The sequence below is a fragment of the Lysinibacillus sp. VIII_CA genome, assembly GCF_049943995.1.
GTDB classification, from domain to species: Bacteria; Bacillota; Bacilli; order Bacillales_A; family Planococcaceae; genus Lysinibacillus; species Lysinibacillus pinottii.
The window spans coordinates 1-15,269 of record NZ_JBNFXM010000024.1 but is presented as its reverse complement, the minus strand read 5'-3'; the positions used below and the strand labels follow the sequence as shown (position 1 = coordinate 15,269).

Sequence of the window (15,269 nt, the reverse complement as noted above, 5' to 3'; positions counted from 1 at the left end):
TTTTATCAGCACCTAATAAATCTTGTCAACTTATTTTTTATAAAAAATATATATTTTTTTACATCTTAGAAAAAATGTTAACAAAATTTTTCACTTTGCAAATACGGGATAAAGCGCATCTGCTAATTTTCCAAACTCTTGAATTGTTAAAGTTTCACCACGACGTGTTGGTTCTATATTAGCAGCAGCTAAGGCTTCTAGAATGAAGTCCTTTTGGGTTTTACCATTCGGTAAACCAGCTTGTAGGTTATTATAAATCGTTTTTCTACGCTGTACGAAAGAGGCACGCGTCACGACAAATAGAAAATCCTCATTAATTACCTTTACTGGCGGTTCATCGTGCTTGATAAGGCGGATTACAGCAGAGTCGACGTTAGGCTGTGGCATGAAAACCGTTTTAGGGACTGTCATAGCAATGTCTGCCTTCACGTAATATTGAATCGCAATTGATAATGATCCATATTCCTTCGTTCCTGGTTTAGCCGTTATACGATCTGCCACTTCTTTTTGCATCATGACAACGAAACCACGGATTGGTAATCGATCATTCAATAATTTCATTAGGATTGGTGTAGTTACGTAATACGGTAAATTGGCTACAACCATAATATCTTCAATTCCTGGCATTTCCTCTGCAATCACTTTAGCAACATCAGCCTTTAATATGTCAGAGTGGACAATAGACACATTATTGTATGGACTTAGTGTATCCTCTAATACTGGTAATAGTCGTTGATCAATTTCAAAGGAAACGACCTTTTTAGCACTTCTCGCTAAATGCTCAGTTAATGCCCCAATACCTGGACCAACTTCAATTGCCCCACTATTCTCTGTTAGATTGGCATGACTAACTATATTTCTTAATATGTTTGGATCAATTAAAAAGTTCTGTCCTAAGCTTTTTTTAAACGAGAATCCGTATTTTTTTAAAATTTCCTGCGTTCGAATTGGTGTTGCAATATCCTTATGCATCATTTTCCTCCTGATCTAGCTGTGCGACTGCGGCACCAAATTGCTTTTCTGTAATTTGAAACATTTTTAATCTTTTATGGAGCTGCTTACCATTTGTAGCACCTATATTCAATAATTCACCGAGACGATCACGCCTATGCTTTGACTGGGGATGTCCAATTAAACGGGCTGTCATTAAATCCTCTAGTGTTATATCATCTTCGTTTGGTTCCTCAAGATGAGGGGTATAGACAAGACGTAGCGCTTCACGAATATCGTCATCTGCAGCGTGCTCAATTCCTAATCCTTTGCCATTCTTAGCAATCGTTTTTGCTTTCGGTAAAAATGCGTGCTTGACCCCTTTAACACGCTCCTCAATAATGGCACGTATTCGACGTCCTGGATAATCAGGATCAGTAAATACAATAACTCCACGCTTTTCCTGCGCATGCTGGATCCGTTTCAGCGTCTCTTCAGATATAGCAGAACCGTTTGTTTCGATAGTATCTGCTTGTACAGCTCGCTTAATAGCTGTCGTATCATCTTTTCCTTCAACCACAATAATTTCTTTTATTTGCAAAAAGGCTCCTCTTTTCTACCTTATCTTCTGACCATTTTACAACTGCATGATACAGTTTGTACAGGAATACAAGACTTACACGTACCTATACTTATACCACTGCTTGGGCACTAAAAATAAAAAAAGAAGCTTCCCCGCCAGTCAAAACAGGAAAGCCCTTAGTGAAAAACATTTTGATTTATTTTACAATTTTTTTAATTTAATACTTTAATACGCACTTTTTTACGTCCCCAGTTACGTGCTTGGGCATCTGTTTGTACAAGTATATCGATCTTATTACCCTTAATTGCACCACCAGTATCTCCAGCAATAGCTGTCCCATACCCTTCAACCCAAACTTTTGAGCCTAGCTTAATAACAGAAGGGTCAACTGCTACCACCTTCAAGTTAGAATTTGAACGTAAGTTTATACCAGTTGCTGATGTACCAGAGCAACCGTTGCAATATGGTGTATAGGCTGTTGCCGTTACATAGAACTCCTTACCGCTTGCAGGCTCTGCAGAACCACGTGATACAGTTGCCGCGCTTGCAACTACAGTTTTAGTTCCAACTGCAACTACTTGTTTTTTTGGCTCTTTTAAAACTGCCTCAGATTGTAGATTTTTCGCTACAACCTTCCCATTTTCTTTGACAACCTCATACGTACGAGAAACCGAACCTTTCTCGCCTGTTGCCACTACCTTTTCTTTCCCCTTTTGCAATGAAGCATCTCGCTTCTTTTCAACTGCGAAATCTAAAGAGTCTTCCACTACATCGATAACCTTTTCTACGCGAACTACTGTGATTTTACTCGCCGGAGTAATAACGTCCTCCAGGTTATTTTCGACACGATCGAATTCATTTAACTGAATTCCTTGTTGTTTTAAAAAGTTAGCGACCGTAGTCGAAGTGGACCATACTTGTCTTTTGTTTACGCCATCGACAAGCGTTAATTGAAACGCTCTTTGAATATCGATTTTGTTTTCTGCGCCTAGTTCAGTATCTAGACCTTGTGCTAAAGTGTCATGTTTAGATACTTCAATATTCGCTTCCTTCAAAATGTCTTTCACTAGTGTTTCAGTTGTCCATACTTTTGACTGATTTCCATCAACTGAAATTGTTACTTCTTTTGCCTGTTCCCATTGAATTGCTAAGCCATTAACAATTTTGGTGTTCAGAGAGGGTGATATTTTGTCATGCTCTGCTACATCTATATTTTGATCTTGTAATAATTGTTCTACAGTTTTGGCATGTGTGGATACTTCGATTGTTTCTCCATTTGCTTCAAGCTTTACGGCTTTTTTCGTACCTTGGTAAAGCACGAAAGAGATTACAGATACAAACAGGACAAGTGAAATAATTCTTATCACTGTTTGCTTACTCCTCAATGATCCTAAGAACAAGTTTTTCATGGAATTATTTGACATGAAAAAACGCCTCCTTAATACAAGGTTGGATTATACGGACTAGTTTTGGCACTGTCAACCCGAAAGTATTTCTCTGAAAATTGACTTCTTCGTCTTTGCCAACCAGAAACCCTGTATTGGAGGCATCTTAGCTAGTTAACTGTCAATCCCAAAAAAATTTTTCGCATTGTCGGTAGTTGCTTGTGCAATTTCCTCGATAGTCAACCCTTTCAAACGTGCAATTTCTTCTGCCACTAAAGGCACAAAAGCGGGTTCATTGCGCTTTCCACGATAAGGATGTGGCGCTAAATAAGGGGCATCTGTTTCAATCATCAAGTGCTCAAGAGGAATCTCCGTAGCCACTTCTTTTGGCAATCGTGCATTTTTGAATGTCACGGGACCCCCAAGACTAATCATAAAATTCATAGCAATACATTCCCGTGCTGTTTCTACACTCCCACTAAAGCAGTGCATCACACCTCCTACAGATGCTGCATTTTCTTCACGTAAAATTTTTACAACATCCCCTGTTGCATCCCTATTATGAATAATAATTGGTAAATTTATCTTTTGCGCTAACTGTATTTGTTTGCGGAAAATTACCTGTTGAACATCCTTTGGTGATTTATCCCAATAGTAGTCCAAACCAGTTTCACCAATACCGACTATTTTTGGATGTGCTGCTAATTCCTCAATCCACTCTAAATCTTCCTGAGTGCAATCAATGGCGTCTACTGGATGCCAACCAATAACACCGTAAATAAAATCAAATTGCTCTATCAGCTCCATAGTTCTTTCAATGGTTTTACGATCAAAACCTATAACCACCATTTTTTCTACTTTAGCTTCTAGGGCTCTATTGATTACCTCTTGAAGGTCTTCCTCGTATTGATCTGCGTTTAAATGTACATGTGTATCAATAAACATCTTCATTCTCCTAACAATGATTTTATTAAAATTTATTATTTCATATTTTTCGTAAGCATTACAAATTTGTTACAAACCATTCGGGATTGTGACATTCCACTTAATCGACAAAGCTCGCATTGGTTCTATATGCCTAAAAAACCATTATTTTTACAGCTAATAAATTATTTTGAAATAACAATAAGGCGAATTCAACTGACCGATTTGAAAAGCCTGCTGAATAATATCTATTCAGCAGGCCATTCTTCGTTTGTTACTTTACTTTTGCACCATTTTCAAGTTTTGAATCTACAGATGCTAATTTCAAAATCCCATCTTTTTCACCAGCTAGGATCATACCTTGTGATAATTCACCACGTAATTTAACTGGCTTTAAATTTGCTACCACAATCACTTTTTGACCAATTAATTCATCTGGGGAATAAAATTTCGCAATGCCTGAAACTACTTGACGTTGCTCATATCCTAGATCCACCTGAAGCTTTAATAATTTATCAGCTTTTGGGACCGTTTCACATGCAGTTACAGTCGCAACACGCAAATCAATTTTCATGAAATCGTCAATAGTAATTTCAGGAATTTCTGGATTCTCATCACTCTTTGTCCCACTATTAACTTCTTCTTCTTGTGAGGTTTTTACTGAACCACGCATTTCTTCACGAATATAAGCAATTTCAACTTCGCTTTCCAAGCGAGGGAAAATAGGTATCCCTTTTTCTACCACTTTAATGTTTGCTGGAATAGTATTGCCGAATGTTTCAATTGTATCCCATGCTAAGAATTTGTCATCTAAACCAAGCTGTTCCATCATACGTTTAGGCGTTGTTGTCATAAATGGTTGTAACATGACAGCAATTTGGTGTAAACTCTCTGCCAAATTTCGCATTACTGTACCTAATTTTGGTTTATCCGCCTCTTCTTTTGCTAATACCCATGGTTGTGTTTCATCTATATATTTATTCGTACGTGATACTAATGTCCATAGGTCTGCTAATACCACACTAAATTGCATTTTTTCCATACTTTCTTCATATTTAATACGTACTGACTCAGCCTGCTCTTTTAATGCAGCATCAAATTCTGTCGATTGAAGATTCTCTGAAGGAATAATTCCATCAAAATATTTGTTAATCATTGAAATAGTACGGTTTAATAAATTTCCTAAATCATTTGCAAGATCAAAATTTGTTCGTTCAATAAATGATTCTGGTGAGAATACACCATCAGAACCGAAAGGTAATTCACGTAAAAGGAAATATCGTGTCGCATCAAGACCATAACGCTCAATTAACATTTCTGGATAAATGACATTACCTTTAGATTTAGACATTTTCCCGTCTTTCATCATAATAAAACCATGTGCAAAAACCTTTTTCGGTAATGGTAAATCTAAAGCCATTAAGAAAATTGGCCAATAAATCGTATGGAAGCGAACGATATCTTTTCCTACTACATGCACATCTGCTGGCCAATATTTATTGAACAATGTTTCATCATCTGAAAGATACCCTAGAGATGTAATATAATTCGTTAATGCGTCTACCCATACATAGATAACATGTTTAGCATCCCCAGGTACTTTGATGCCCCAGTCAAAGGATGTTCTCGATACTGATAAATCTTCTAATCCTGGTTTAATAAAGTTATTGATCATTTCATTTTTTCGAGACTCTGGTTCAATAAATACAAGGTTTTCTTCATAATAAGCTAATAAACGATCAGCGTATTTCTTCATATTAAAGAAGTACGATTCCTCTTTTACTTTGTGAACAGGTCGACCACAGTCTGGACAATTCCCATCTACTAATTGAGTCTCTGTAAAGAATGACTCACATGGTGTACAATACCAGCCTTCATATTCACCTTTATAAATATCACCATTATCTAAAAACTTTTGGAATATCTTTTCGACAGCTTTTGTATGTCGTTCTTGCGTTGTTTGTATAAAATCATCGTAAGTAATATCCATTAACGCCCAAAGCTTTTTCGCAGACTCTGCAATTTCATTGACATAATCTTGAGGATGCTTGCCAGCTTCTGCTGCCTTTTCTTGAATTTTTTGTCCATGCTCGTCCATCCCTGTCAAAAAACGAACATCATAGCCACGTAAACGTTTATAGCGTGCTATCGCATCTGATGCAACCGTTGTATATGCCGTACCAATATGAAACTTCCCACTTGGATAGTAAATGGGTGTTGTTATATAGAATGTTTTCTTTTGTTCACTCACAAGAACTGCCTCCATTGTTTTACAATATACTTTCTATTCTAACGAAGTACGAAATTCGTTTCAATGAAAGTTTATCATTCGCGAAAATTGTCGAATAATATATTTAATCCATTTACTGACTTAAATAAGAACCTTTTTTACTATAATCAAAAATATTTATTAAAAACCTTTTAAAAAAACAGAAATAACAGCATTCTTCTCAAAAAATTTTTTTTAAAACCATAATATTAGTGCATTAATTAATTGACGTTTATGGCATTACTTGGTATGATAACTATCAGACAAAGAAATAATGTCGAAATTTGACGAAATGCCAATATAACTTATATAAATTAGGAGGAAAACTATTATGAAATCAACAGGAATTGTACGTAAAGTCGATGAGTTAGGACGTGTAGTTATACCTATCGAATTACGTCGTACACTAGGTATTGCTGAAAAGGATGCTTTAGAAATCTATGTGGATGATGATAAAATCATCTTAAAAAAATATATGCCTAATATGACATGTGCTGTTACTGGTGAAGTTTCTGATGATAACTTCCGTCTAGTTGGAGGCAAATTAATTTTAAGTCCAGAAGGCGCAGAAATGTTAGTAAAAGAAATTCAATCAAACTTAAAAAAATAATGTTTACACACCTAAATCAATACAGTGATTTAGGTGTTTTTAATGTAAACGTATATATTATTTACTATACCCAAATTCTGACCCCCTTATAATGTCCAGATCTGACCTTTATCTTTAAGATTACTATTATTTACATTTGTTATCAAATTAAAAAATCAAGAGCTACCCAAAGGTAACTCTTGATCGTCATTGTTTATGATATTCGTTATAGACATCTCGCTTCGCAAGTTGCCGTTGTTTGGCTACTTCTTTAATGGCTTCTTTAGAACTTACATCCGTTTGTTCAATGATATAATCCACGTGTTCGATAATAGACAGTGTATGCCAATAAGCCTCTTCAGAATCTTCCTCTTCTACTTGCTGATTCCCCTCAATGACAATACAAAATTCCCCACGTATTTCTTCTGCTTGCGACCATTCTACAGCTTCTGCTAGAGTACCACGCAAAAATTCCTCGAATTTCTTAGTCAGCTCTCGCGCTAAAACAATACGACGATTTCCGAGAATAGCTTCCATATCTTTTAATGTTTCCTTTATTCGATGAGGTGCTTCATATAACAAAATCGTTTCTTGTCGTTTTTTTAACAGTTCTAATTGCTGGCGACGTTCTTTTTTTCCACGATTCAAAAATCCATAAAAGAAAAATGGCTGTGGCGTTAATCCAGAAGCAATTAATGCTGTTATTGCTGCATTTGGACCTGGTATAGGCACAACCGGAAAGTTTTGAGCAATTGCTTTTTCAACTATATCTGCACCAGGATCAGAAATACAAGGCAAACCTGCATCACTCACTAATGCAATGGTCTTCCCTTCCTGTAGGAAAGTTAATAATTTTTCCCCACCTACTGCTAGATTATGTTCATGATAGCTCATTAAAGGTGTTTCGATTTCAAAGTAGTTGCATAATTTTCTGGTATTTCTAGTATCTTCGGCTGCAATAATATCCACTTCTTTTAGAATACGGAGCGCTCGCACACTAATATCCTCTAAATTTCCAATAGGTGTCCCTACAAGATATAAACATCCTGTCTGATCGTGTATTGTACTTTTTTGTGATTTCACGATTCACCCCTCCTTATATACATTATTTTTTGTGTTCTTGTAAGTTGCTTAAAAGCATATTCGGCGCGCATTGCCTCTTCTTTCGTTTCATACTCTTCCTTATAAATACACTTTACTGGCCCTCTAGCTCTTGTATATTTTGCCCCTTTACCAGCATTATGTACAGCTACACGCTTTTCTACATTATTTGTATAGCCTGCGTACAACGATTGATCCGCACATTCTAGCACATAAAAATAGTGATTATTGCTCTTTTCCATAAAGAATCTCTCTCACTTCTGCTGTGTATTCATTATTGTTTTTATAGACATACAATGGTGGTAATATTTTCAAATCAGGCTTTCCATCCTTTATTCCTTCTATTAATAATGTATTCGCCTCTTTTCCTTCTTTCGGATAAATAAGCTGCATTCTTTTTGGCTCTAAACGATTTGCACGCATGGCAGTGACTATATCTAATAATCGACCTGGTCGATGCACAAATGCTGCCTTACCACCTTGCTTTAATAATTTACTTGCTGATTGAATCGCCTCTTCTAATGTTAAATAGAGTTCATGTCGCGCAATGGCATGATGTTCACTAAGATTTTTATCACTTGCTTCATGTGCTAAAAAATAAGGGGGATTGCACGTAACGACATCGTATTTTTCAATGCCCAGTTGTTTCGGAATTTCTTTCACATCTCCAAGAATCATTTGAATTTGATTCTCTAATTGATTATAGCGAATACTTCTCTCTGCCATATCCAACAGACGTGGCTGAAGCTCAACTCCTGTTATTTGACCTTTCGTTCGTACACTTAAAAAGAGAGGGATTACGCCATTTCCCGAACATAAATCCACAATATTTCCTTTATGATAAGGAATATTGACAAACTTTGAAAGTAATACTGCATCCAATGAGAATGAAAAGACAGATGGACTTTGAATAATACGTAAATTCTCAGCCAACAAATAGTCTAGACGTTCATCATCTTTTAGCCATTTTTCCATGCTAATTCCTCCTATGCTACAAAAGAAAAGACTGATACCACCTCGGTGGGAATCAGCCTTCGATTATACATTTTGTTTATTTAAAAATGATAGACAAAACAGACAATCTTCACCTTTACGGGAGCTTCCAAAATGAACATGACAAACATGGAAACCTTCCTGGTATAGACGAGCTAGGTTATCATAACCTTCACCTATATCTAGCGGACTCTCTTTCTTTACTTCAGCAGCTTGTACGGAGTGTGTATTAGAAAGTAGTTCTTCTAGACGTGTGCGAAGATGATGATTTTCTGTTTCAAGTGCCTTATGCTCTTCCATCATTAACGCTACAAATTGTTTCAATGCACCAAATTGCTCCTGCATTGCTTCGAGCTGTTGTTCGAACTCCATAACGGTATCTAAGAAATTACGGTCCTTCACCCAAGCCACCTCGTTAAATTCTCTATCTTATATAAGATTTTTTTCGCATGCTAGCAGTTCTTCTAGTGTATACTCAACTGTGCGCTCCTGCTCTTGTAAATATACTTGAACAAGTCTTTCCAGCACATTTAAACCTACAACTTTACCGCGGCCATCTGGTGTCATAGCTACTTCACCTAAATCTGGCATACCCTCTTTTGCCTCTTCATACTCATCATTCTCATACTTTAAACAACACATTAAACGTCCGCAAAGTCCTGATATTTTTGAAGGATTTAAAGATAAGTTTTGATCTTTAGCCATTTTTATAGAAACTGGCTCAAAATCTCCTAAAAATGTGGAGCAACATAGCATACGACCACAAGGCCCAATGCCCCCTAATAACTTTGCTTCATCACGAACACCGATCTGGCGAAGTTCTATACGTGTTCTAAATACCGAAGCTAAATCTTTTACAAGATCCCTGAAGTCAACTCGTCCTTCAGCTGTAAAATAAAAAATGATTTTATTACGATCAAATGTATACTCAACATCTACAAGCTTCATTTCTAGATTATGTTCTATAATTTTAGTACTTGCAAGTTCAAATGCTCGTTTTGACTCAGCCGCATTTTCTTCTACTTGGATACGATCACGATCATCAGCTGGTCGAAGTACTTGTTTAAGTGGTAATACAACATCATTATCACCTACTACTTTTTGAGGGACAACCACTTTACCATATTCAACGCCTCGTGCTGTCTCAACAATAACATATTGACTATCTTCTAATAGAAATGATGCCGGATCAAAATAATATATTTTACCCGCTTTTTTAAAGCGGACTCCTACTACATTATACAAATGTATATCCCTCCTGCAGATTTAGCATTAACTGCTCCATCAATAACGTCCTATTCATGTTACGCTGTAAAGAGGCACGCGCCTGTAAAATAGATTCCATTTGCTTAGACAATTGCTCATAAGTGGAATATAACGCGATTTCTTTGAATAGTGGTAACATGTCTGGATAAGTACAAGCTGCCTCGGGATTAGCTTTTATTGACACTATATCACGGTAAGCAAATAGTAGTAAATCCAATGCTTGCTCCATTTCGCTTTTTTCTTTAAAGTGTGGTAACCACTCCTCGTGTACAATAAGCATAGCCTCATGTACATTTTGCCGAATAGCTTCTACTAATTTTAACACTGTTTTTCGAGCGAGTGCAAACTGCTCATCACTTGCTAAAGAGATTGCCATTTCGAGCTCGTTCGTCATCATACTTACAGTTGAAGCCATTGAGTGCGAAATATTATTTCCCTGTAAATGCTGTAATAAAACATGACGGGGCATTTTTTGGAATTTTATGTGTTGGCAACGAGAGCGAATTGTTGGTAGTATGGATTGCATTTGCTCTGTAATTAAAATAGCAGTAACCTCTCCATCCGGCTCCTCTAAAAATTTAAGTATCATATTGGCAGAGGCAGTATTGAGACGATCTGCATGATGAAGAACGTAAATTTTGCGCCCCTCTTCTACACCCATCATTTTCATTTCACCAATTAATTCTCGCATCTGGTCAATCTTAATAAATTGACCCTCTGGATAAATTTGATGAATATTAGGATGATTTCCCGAATCAACACGTCTGCAATTTCGACATGTTTCACATGGAACATTTTCATTTGGGTGCTCACACAGCATTAGTTTGACAAAAAAGTGCATAATATCTGCTTTGCCTGTCCCTTTTTCTCCATCGAAAATGTACGCATGTGCTAATCTATTTTTGTCAAAAATCGTTTGAAGTTGCTTCATTACGACTGGTTGTAGCACGAATAGCTCTTCAACATTCTTGGCCATATATTTAAAATTCCTTCCTGTTTCTATTATAAGGGTGGGACTGTTCCCACTTCTAACTTTCTATAGAAACATTGCAGTAGTTCATTATTGGCGATTGCTTTTTGCGTAAAATTGCCAAAGTCTCCTCATATTTGGGCAGATAAACACCGCATTCTTAATTAGCAGATATTCTTGACTCAAAAATGAATGATTGGTATTTAAACTCCTGTTTGGTATTTAATTGATCATGGGTTTACTACTCAATGAAGGTAAAATTCGAAAAAAGCCCGCGCCTATAGGAGAATGAGACACGGGTTTTACATATATAAGTTAATTAGTAAGCCTTTAATCTCACCGATTTTATCAAGGAGGTCAATCGCTTCTTTTTCTTCGTCTAAAATATCCTGTGCAAGTTCGACAAGACGCGTATCAATAGTATCAATGATTTTTAAACGTCTTCCTTCACCGAAACGATTCCAAGTATGCGATTGCTTTAACTCCATACCATGTTCTACTGTCTCTTGTAGAAATCGTTTTACTAGCATTTTAAACCTAGCTAGTTCTCGTAAATTACGGGATCTCGCAACTCGGTCACCTGCAGTAGATATATCTCCTAACAATCTTGTTAATTGTTCAGTTTGCAGCTTAGTACCTTGCTTGACGACCATATCTCCAAATCGGTTATTTTGATTATTATTTTGTAGTGGCTCTTTGCGATTTGTATTTAACCCGACGCGTATATCTTGATTAATTTTCAAACTTGTTTCGCCCCCACGATCTTTATCTATTCTCCTCTGCATGATTGTCTTAGGATAACAATTGGTTAAATCCTAATCATGATTCTGTCTTTTAAACAGTGAACCCTAATATTTATAAGGAGGCCCTTTTTTTAAAAATGATGGAATTGCTCGATTGGTAAAACAAAGACAGTGGCTCCTCCTACCTCAACCTCCACAGGGTAAGGAATATAGGAATCAGCATTTCCTCCTAATGGAGAAACTGGCGCAACCATCTGCTCCCGAGCACGACAATTATCCCGAATAATATCTAAAAGTTTGGGTATGAGAGAGTCTTCAGTTCCTATAAGAAACGTCGTATTTCCTGAACGTAAAAATCCTCCTGTGCTCGCTAATTTAGTTGCGCGAAACTGATTTTTCGTTAAAGCATTCGATAAGCGGCTGCTATCCTGATCTTGCACTACAGCTACGACTAACTTCATTCGCACTCACCCCTTTTATAAAATTAACCTAAATAGGTTTCAATATTATTCCTAAACTTTAGCATGTATAAACTTTTAATACTTCCACTATTAATAATCCAACTGAAAATAAAATAATGGATAGTATCATTATATCACATTGTTATAGACAACTTCATGCATTTACTGTATTGCTTTCAATAATAATGACCATACTTCTTCCACAACACTATCAATATCTTGGTCAGCATTCACCATACGTATACGTTCTGGGTAACGCTCAACGAGTAGTAAATATCCTTCATGCACCTTTTGATGAAATGGTAAACTTTCAACATCTAAACGATTTACTTCGCGATTACCCGTTGCATAAATACGAGCTAAACCTACTTCTGGTGCAATATCGAATAATATCGTCATATCAGGTAATTTCTTACCGATAGCAAATTCATTAATAGAAAGCACCTCATCAATACCTATCCCTCTTGCATAACCTTGATAAGCTAAAGAGGAATCGATAAAACGATCACATATCACCAATTTCCCAGCATCTAAAGCAGGTCGAACCTTTTCAAAATAATGCTGGCTTCTTGCTGCAGCATATAACAACGCTTCTGTTCTTTCATCCATTGCTGTATGCGCAGGATTTAAAATAATGGTTCTTATTTTTTCTGCAATTTCAATTCCACCAGGCTCTCTTGTAGCTAGAACATCAATATTTTTTTCGGCTAACCGCTCTGCTATCTTTTGAATGACTGTTGTTTTCCCTGCTCCCTCTGGACCTTCAAATGTTATAAATAAATTGCTATTCATGCTGTTAATTGCCTCCAACTATTTAATGACCTGAATCATTTTTTCTGTTAAACGGTGATTACCTTGAAATGTTGCACCTGCTGCTAGCAGTTCTTCTAATTGACTTAATTTTGCTACTGTTATTCTTTCACCTGGTACTAGCAATGGAATGCCAGGTGGATAAGGAATAATCATACTTGCTGATATTCGTCCTATAGTTCGCATATATGGTAACCATTCTTTATTTAAAGATGCCATCTCATCGAAAGTATAAACAGGCTCTGTCAGTTGTACAAACTTATAAGCTGTTTGAGAAGCCTTGATGTTATCTGTCTTTGCTGCTTCTAATAGCAATGTTACGGCTTCCTTTATTCGCACTCTTATTTCAGCAAATGGATAGGTATGTCCTTGCTTGAGTAATGGTAATATGAATAAAACTTGATTCCTATCAGCAAGCTCCCCATAGACTTGCTTTGCCTCTAGTGCCTCTTGTAATTGAAAGCCACTATAACCTTTGACACGTAAAAGTAATTTGAGAGGATCATCTACCTCAATTACATCCAAAGAGCCTATTGATCGTAGAGCTTCAATCCATTGATTCCTTTTTTCTATTATATATGCACCATCACTCTCCATATATGTCTGTACATAATAGCGAGCATCATCTAGAGACGCTAATAGCACATAAGATGGGCTACTAGATTGTAGCATACGTAAATAGTGATGGATTTTGTCAGCGCCTATTAACTCCGATCTCACGTGCATAAAGGAAGCCATCGTCATTGCAGGTAGTGTTTTGTGCGCTGATTGTACGACAACATCAGCCCCAAGGGACAAAGCAGACGGTTGAAATAAGGAACATGCCTGAAAGTGAGCGCCGTGTGCTTCATCCACCAATACAGGGATCCCCTTTTCATGGCAATAAGTAATTTGTTGCTGTATCTCATTAGAGGTTACCCCATAATAAGTAGGATATGTTAATACAACTGCTTTCGCCTCTGAATAATTTTCTACAGCTTCCTTTAAATCTAGAAAAGTAACATGTGTTGCCGTTAATGTTCGTTCATCCCATATTGGTGACACGAAAATAGGCTTGGCTCCAACAAGTTCGATGGCATGAAAAATAGATTTATGTGCATTCCTTTGAACAATAATAGTATCACCTTTTTGACAAGTAGCATAAATCATTGCTAAATTTCCAACAGTAGAACCACCAACCAAAAAGAAACTTTTCATCGCTCCGTATGTATCAGCTAATAAATGTTCTGCTTCTAAGATCATTTCCTCAGGATAATGCAAATCATCCAGCCCCGATAATTCTGTTACATCATAACGCATAACATCCTTAAATGCTTGTGGAAGGTGAGACAGTTCGCCATGCTTATGGCCTGGGACATGAAAAGAAATATTTTGTTGTTGTCGAAAACGTTCTAATCCCTCTATAATCGGCTTTTTCTTTTGCAAAACAAACACCCATTTTCGTTATATTCTCACCTAATTATACGAGATTATAACGCGATAAAAAAGTCATCTCTCAGCAAGATGCTCTATATTTACAGGTAAAATTATAATTTTTCAATATAATGCCTTACTATTAAAAAAACCGACCATCGCCCCTTCTGCAATAATCGGCTCTCCACCCTTTATAAATGAAACTTTTATTCTTTTGCTACCGTCACGGCCATTTGTCGAACGAGTTGCTCCACCAATTGTGGAACAAATTTTTCTAATACCGGATTCACCATTCCCGATAAAAAACCACTGGCCTTCATTGTTAAGCTACCTGTAAGTTGGAGTGATTCATCTTGATGCTGTTTAATTTCAAATAAGCCATCACCATTTATCGGATCTGATAAGCCAACTAAATCAAATAAGACTTGATGCGGCTCTAAAGATTTCATTTGAAGTTCCACTTTCACAGCTTTTTGAATGATGCCGAAGTCACCTTGAAAGACCCAAATCATATTATTTTCATTTAGCAATTCATGATGCAAATAACCTGGTATTAAAACAGCCCACTTTTCTCTATTTTGAATAAAGCTCTCTAACTTTTCCCTCTGTATATTAATTGCTTCACTAGTATATAGTCCTGTTGCCACTTTATTTCATCCCCCTTGTCCAATCTTTACCATTTAATCTTACCATTTTTTATGCTTACAAAGACAGACAAAAATAAAAACCGCCGAGATATATCTCAGCGGTTACAATTGCCTAGCGACGTCCTACTCTCACAGGGGGAAGCCCCCAACTACCATCGGCGCTAAAGAGCTTAACTTCCGTGTTC

General features: G+C 36.7%; 17 protein-coding genes and 1 rRNA gene. 1 reads left to right on the top strand and 17 read right to left on the bottom strand.

Features of this window, described 5'->3' with window-relative positions; genetic code table 11:
* Window positions 1–90: 90 nt before the first annotated feature.
* The 5 genes from rsmA to metG all read right to left on the bottom strand — a co-directional run bounded on the left by rsmA (window position 91) and on the right by metG (window position 6,088).
* Entirely contained in the window at window positions 91–972 is an 882-nt protein-coding gene (gene rsmA / locus ACP3VS_RS21290) for a 16S rRNA (adenine(1518)-N(6)/adenine(1519)-N(6))-dimethyltransferase RsmA (RefSeq protein WP_031416101.1), read from the bottom strand.
* Window positions 965–1,531: a ribonuclease M5 gene (gene rnmV, locus ACP3VS_RS21285; protein WP_012291873.1), complete on the bottom strand. Its 567-nt coding sequence runs from the start codon at window positions 1,529–1,531 to the stop codon at window positions 965–967. The genes rsmA and rnmV overlap by 8 nt, the downstream gene beginning before the upstream one ends.
* A gap of 194 nt (window positions 1,532–1,725) precedes the next feature.
* The gene (locus ACP3VS_RS21280) at window positions 1,726–2,937 is read right to left on the bottom strand and encodes a G5 and 3D domain-containing protein (protein ID WP_031416099.1); all 1,212 of its coding nucleotides are present in this window, start codon (window positions 2,935–2,937) and stop codon (window positions 1,726–1,728) included.
* A gap of 135 nt (window positions 2,938–3,072) precedes the next feature.
* Entirely contained in the window at window positions 3,073–3,843 is a 771-nt protein-coding gene (locus tag ACP3VS_RS21275; RefSeq protein WP_036168048.1) for a TatD family hydrolase, read from the bottom strand.
* A 253-nt stretch (window positions 3,844–4,096) separates the two neighbouring features.
* Window positions 4,097–6,088: a methionine--tRNA ligase gene (gene metG, locus ACP3VS_RS21270; RefSeq protein WP_426389897.1), complete on the bottom strand. Its 1,992-nt coding sequence runs from the start codon at window positions 6,086–6,088 to the stop codon at window positions 4,097–4,099.
* Window positions 6,089–6,422: 334 nt separating this feature from the next.
* Here metG and ACP3VS_RS21265 point away from each other — a divergent pair, with 334 nt between their 5' ends.
* Entirely contained in the window at window positions 6,423–6,701 is a 279-nt protein-coding gene (locus tag ACP3VS_RS21265; RefSeq protein WP_004229214.1) for an AbrB/MazE/SpoVT family DNA-binding domain-containing protein, read from the top strand.
* Between the two features lie 186 nt (window positions 6,702–6,887).
* On the opposite strand, the gene rsmI is transcribed toward ACP3VS_RS21265, so the two are convergent.
* The 12 genes from rsmI to rrf all read right to left on the bottom strand — a co-directional run.
* Entirely contained in the window at window positions 6,888–7,763 is an 876-nt protein-coding gene (rsmI, locus tag ACP3VS_RS21260; RefSeq protein WP_012291868.1) for a 16S rRNA (cytidine(1402)-2'-O)-methyltransferase, read from the bottom strand.
* Window positions 7,760–8,023, bottom strand: coding sequence for a GIY-YIG nuclease family protein (locus tag ACP3VS_RS21255; protein WP_031416093.1), 264 nt, complete (start codon window positions 8,021–8,023; stop codon window positions 7,760–7,762). The genes rsmI and ACP3VS_RS21255 overlap by 4 nt, the downstream gene beginning before the upstream one ends.
* On the bottom strand, window positions 8,007–8,756 hold the full coding sequence (locus tag ACP3VS_RS21250; RefSeq protein WP_012291866.1) for a tRNA1(Val) (adenine(37)-N6)-methyltransferase: 750 nt from the start codon (window positions 8,754–8,756) through the stop codon (window positions 8,007–8,009). The genes ACP3VS_RS21255 and ACP3VS_RS21250 overlap by 17 nt, the downstream gene beginning before the upstream one ends.
* Window positions 8,757–8,819: 63 nt before the next feature.
* A complete protein-coding gene (gene yabA / locus ACP3VS_RS21245; RefSeq protein WP_025116340.1) occupies window positions 8,820–9,176 on the bottom strand; it encodes a DNA replication initiation control protein YabA in 357 nt (118 codons plus the stop codon).
* 27 nt (window positions 9,177–9,203) lie between these two features.
* Entirely contained in the window at window positions 9,204–10,019 is an 816-nt protein-coding gene (locus ACP3VS_RS21240; RefSeq protein ID WP_012291864.1) for a PSP1 domain-containing protein, read from the bottom strand.
* Window positions 10,012–11,016, bottom strand: coding sequence for a DNA polymerase III subunit delta' (gene holB / locus ACP3VS_RS21235; protein ID WP_012291863.1), 1,005 nt, complete (start codon window positions 11,014–11,016; stop codon window positions 10,012–10,014). The genes ACP3VS_RS21240 and holB overlap by 8 nt, the downstream gene beginning before the upstream one ends.
* 296 nt (window positions 11,017–11,312) lie before the next feature.
* Entirely contained in the window at window positions 11,313–11,753 is a 441-nt protein-coding gene (locus ACP3VS_RS21230; protein ID WP_025116337.1) for a YaaR family protein, read from the bottom strand.
* Window positions 11,754–11,884: 131 nt separating this feature from the next.
* Complete coding sequence (locus tag ACP3VS_RS21225) at window positions 11,885–12,214, bottom strand: cyclic-di-AMP receptor (RefSeq protein WP_004229230.1); 330 nt, start codon at window positions 12,212–12,214, stop codon at window positions 11,885–11,887.
* A gap of 162 nt (window positions 12,215–12,376) precedes the next feature.
* Complete coding sequence (gene tmk / locus ACP3VS_RS21220) at window positions 12,377–13,006, bottom strand: dTMP kinase (RefSeq protein WP_031416090.1); 630 nt, start codon at window positions 13,004–13,006, stop codon at window positions 12,377–12,379.
* Window positions 13,007–13,024: 18 nt separating this feature from the next.
* A complete protein-coding gene (locus ACP3VS_RS21215) occupies window positions 13,025–14,458 on the bottom strand; it encodes an aminotransferase class I/II-fold pyridoxal phosphate-dependent enzyme (RefSeq protein WP_036168042.1) in 1,434 nt (477 codons plus the stop codon).
* Window positions 14,459–14,643: 185 nt separating this feature from the next.
* Entirely contained in the window at window positions 14,644–15,084 is a 441-nt protein-coding gene (locus ACP3VS_RS21210) for an SRPBCC family protein (RefSeq protein ID WP_099806390.1), read from the bottom strand.
* Between the two features lie 110 nt (window positions 15,085–15,194).
* A 5S ribosomal RNA gene (rrf, locus tag ACP3VS_RS21205) occupies window positions 15,195–15,269 on the bottom strand; the annotation flags it as partial.

Coding starts and splice junctions, on each gene's coding strand:
- ACP3VS_RS21265 (WP_004229214.1), top strand. CDS start 6,423: ATGAAATCAACAGGAATTGTACGTAAAGTCGATGAGTTAGGACGTGTA.
- ACP3VS_RS21255 (WP_031416093.1), bottom strand. CDS start 8,023: ATGGAAAAGAGCAATAATCACTATTTTTATGTGCTAGAATGTGCGGAT.
- ACP3VS_RS21280 (WP_031416099.1), bottom strand. CDS start 2,937: ATGTCAAATAATTCCATGAAAAACTTGTTCTTAGGATCATTGAGGAGT.
- ACP3VS_RS21225 (WP_004229230.1), bottom strand. CDS start 12,214: ATGAAGTTAGTCGTAGCTGTAGTGCAAGATCAGGATAGCAGCCGCTTA.
- tmk (WP_031416090.1), bottom strand. CDS start 13,006: ATGAATAGCAATTTATTTATAACATTTGAAGGTCCAGAGGGAGCAGGG.
- rsmA (WP_031416101.1), bottom strand. CDS start 972: ATGCATAAGGATATTGCAACACCAATTCGAACGCAGGAAATTTTAAAA.
- ACP3VS_RS21250 (WP_012291866.1), bottom strand. CDS start 8,756: ATGGAAAAATGGCTAAAAGATGATGAACGTCTAGACTATTTGTTGGCT.
- ACP3VS_RS21275 (WP_036168048.1), bottom strand. CDS start 3,843: ATGTTTATTGATACACATGTACATTTAAACGCAGATCAATACGAGGAA.
- holB (WP_012291863.1), bottom strand. CDS start 11,016: ATGGCCAAGAATGTTGAAGAGCTATTCGTGCTACAACCAGTCGTAATG.
- metG (WP_426389897.1), bottom strand. CDS start 6,088: ATGGAGGCAGTTCTTGTGAGTGAACAAAAGAAAACATTCTATATAACA.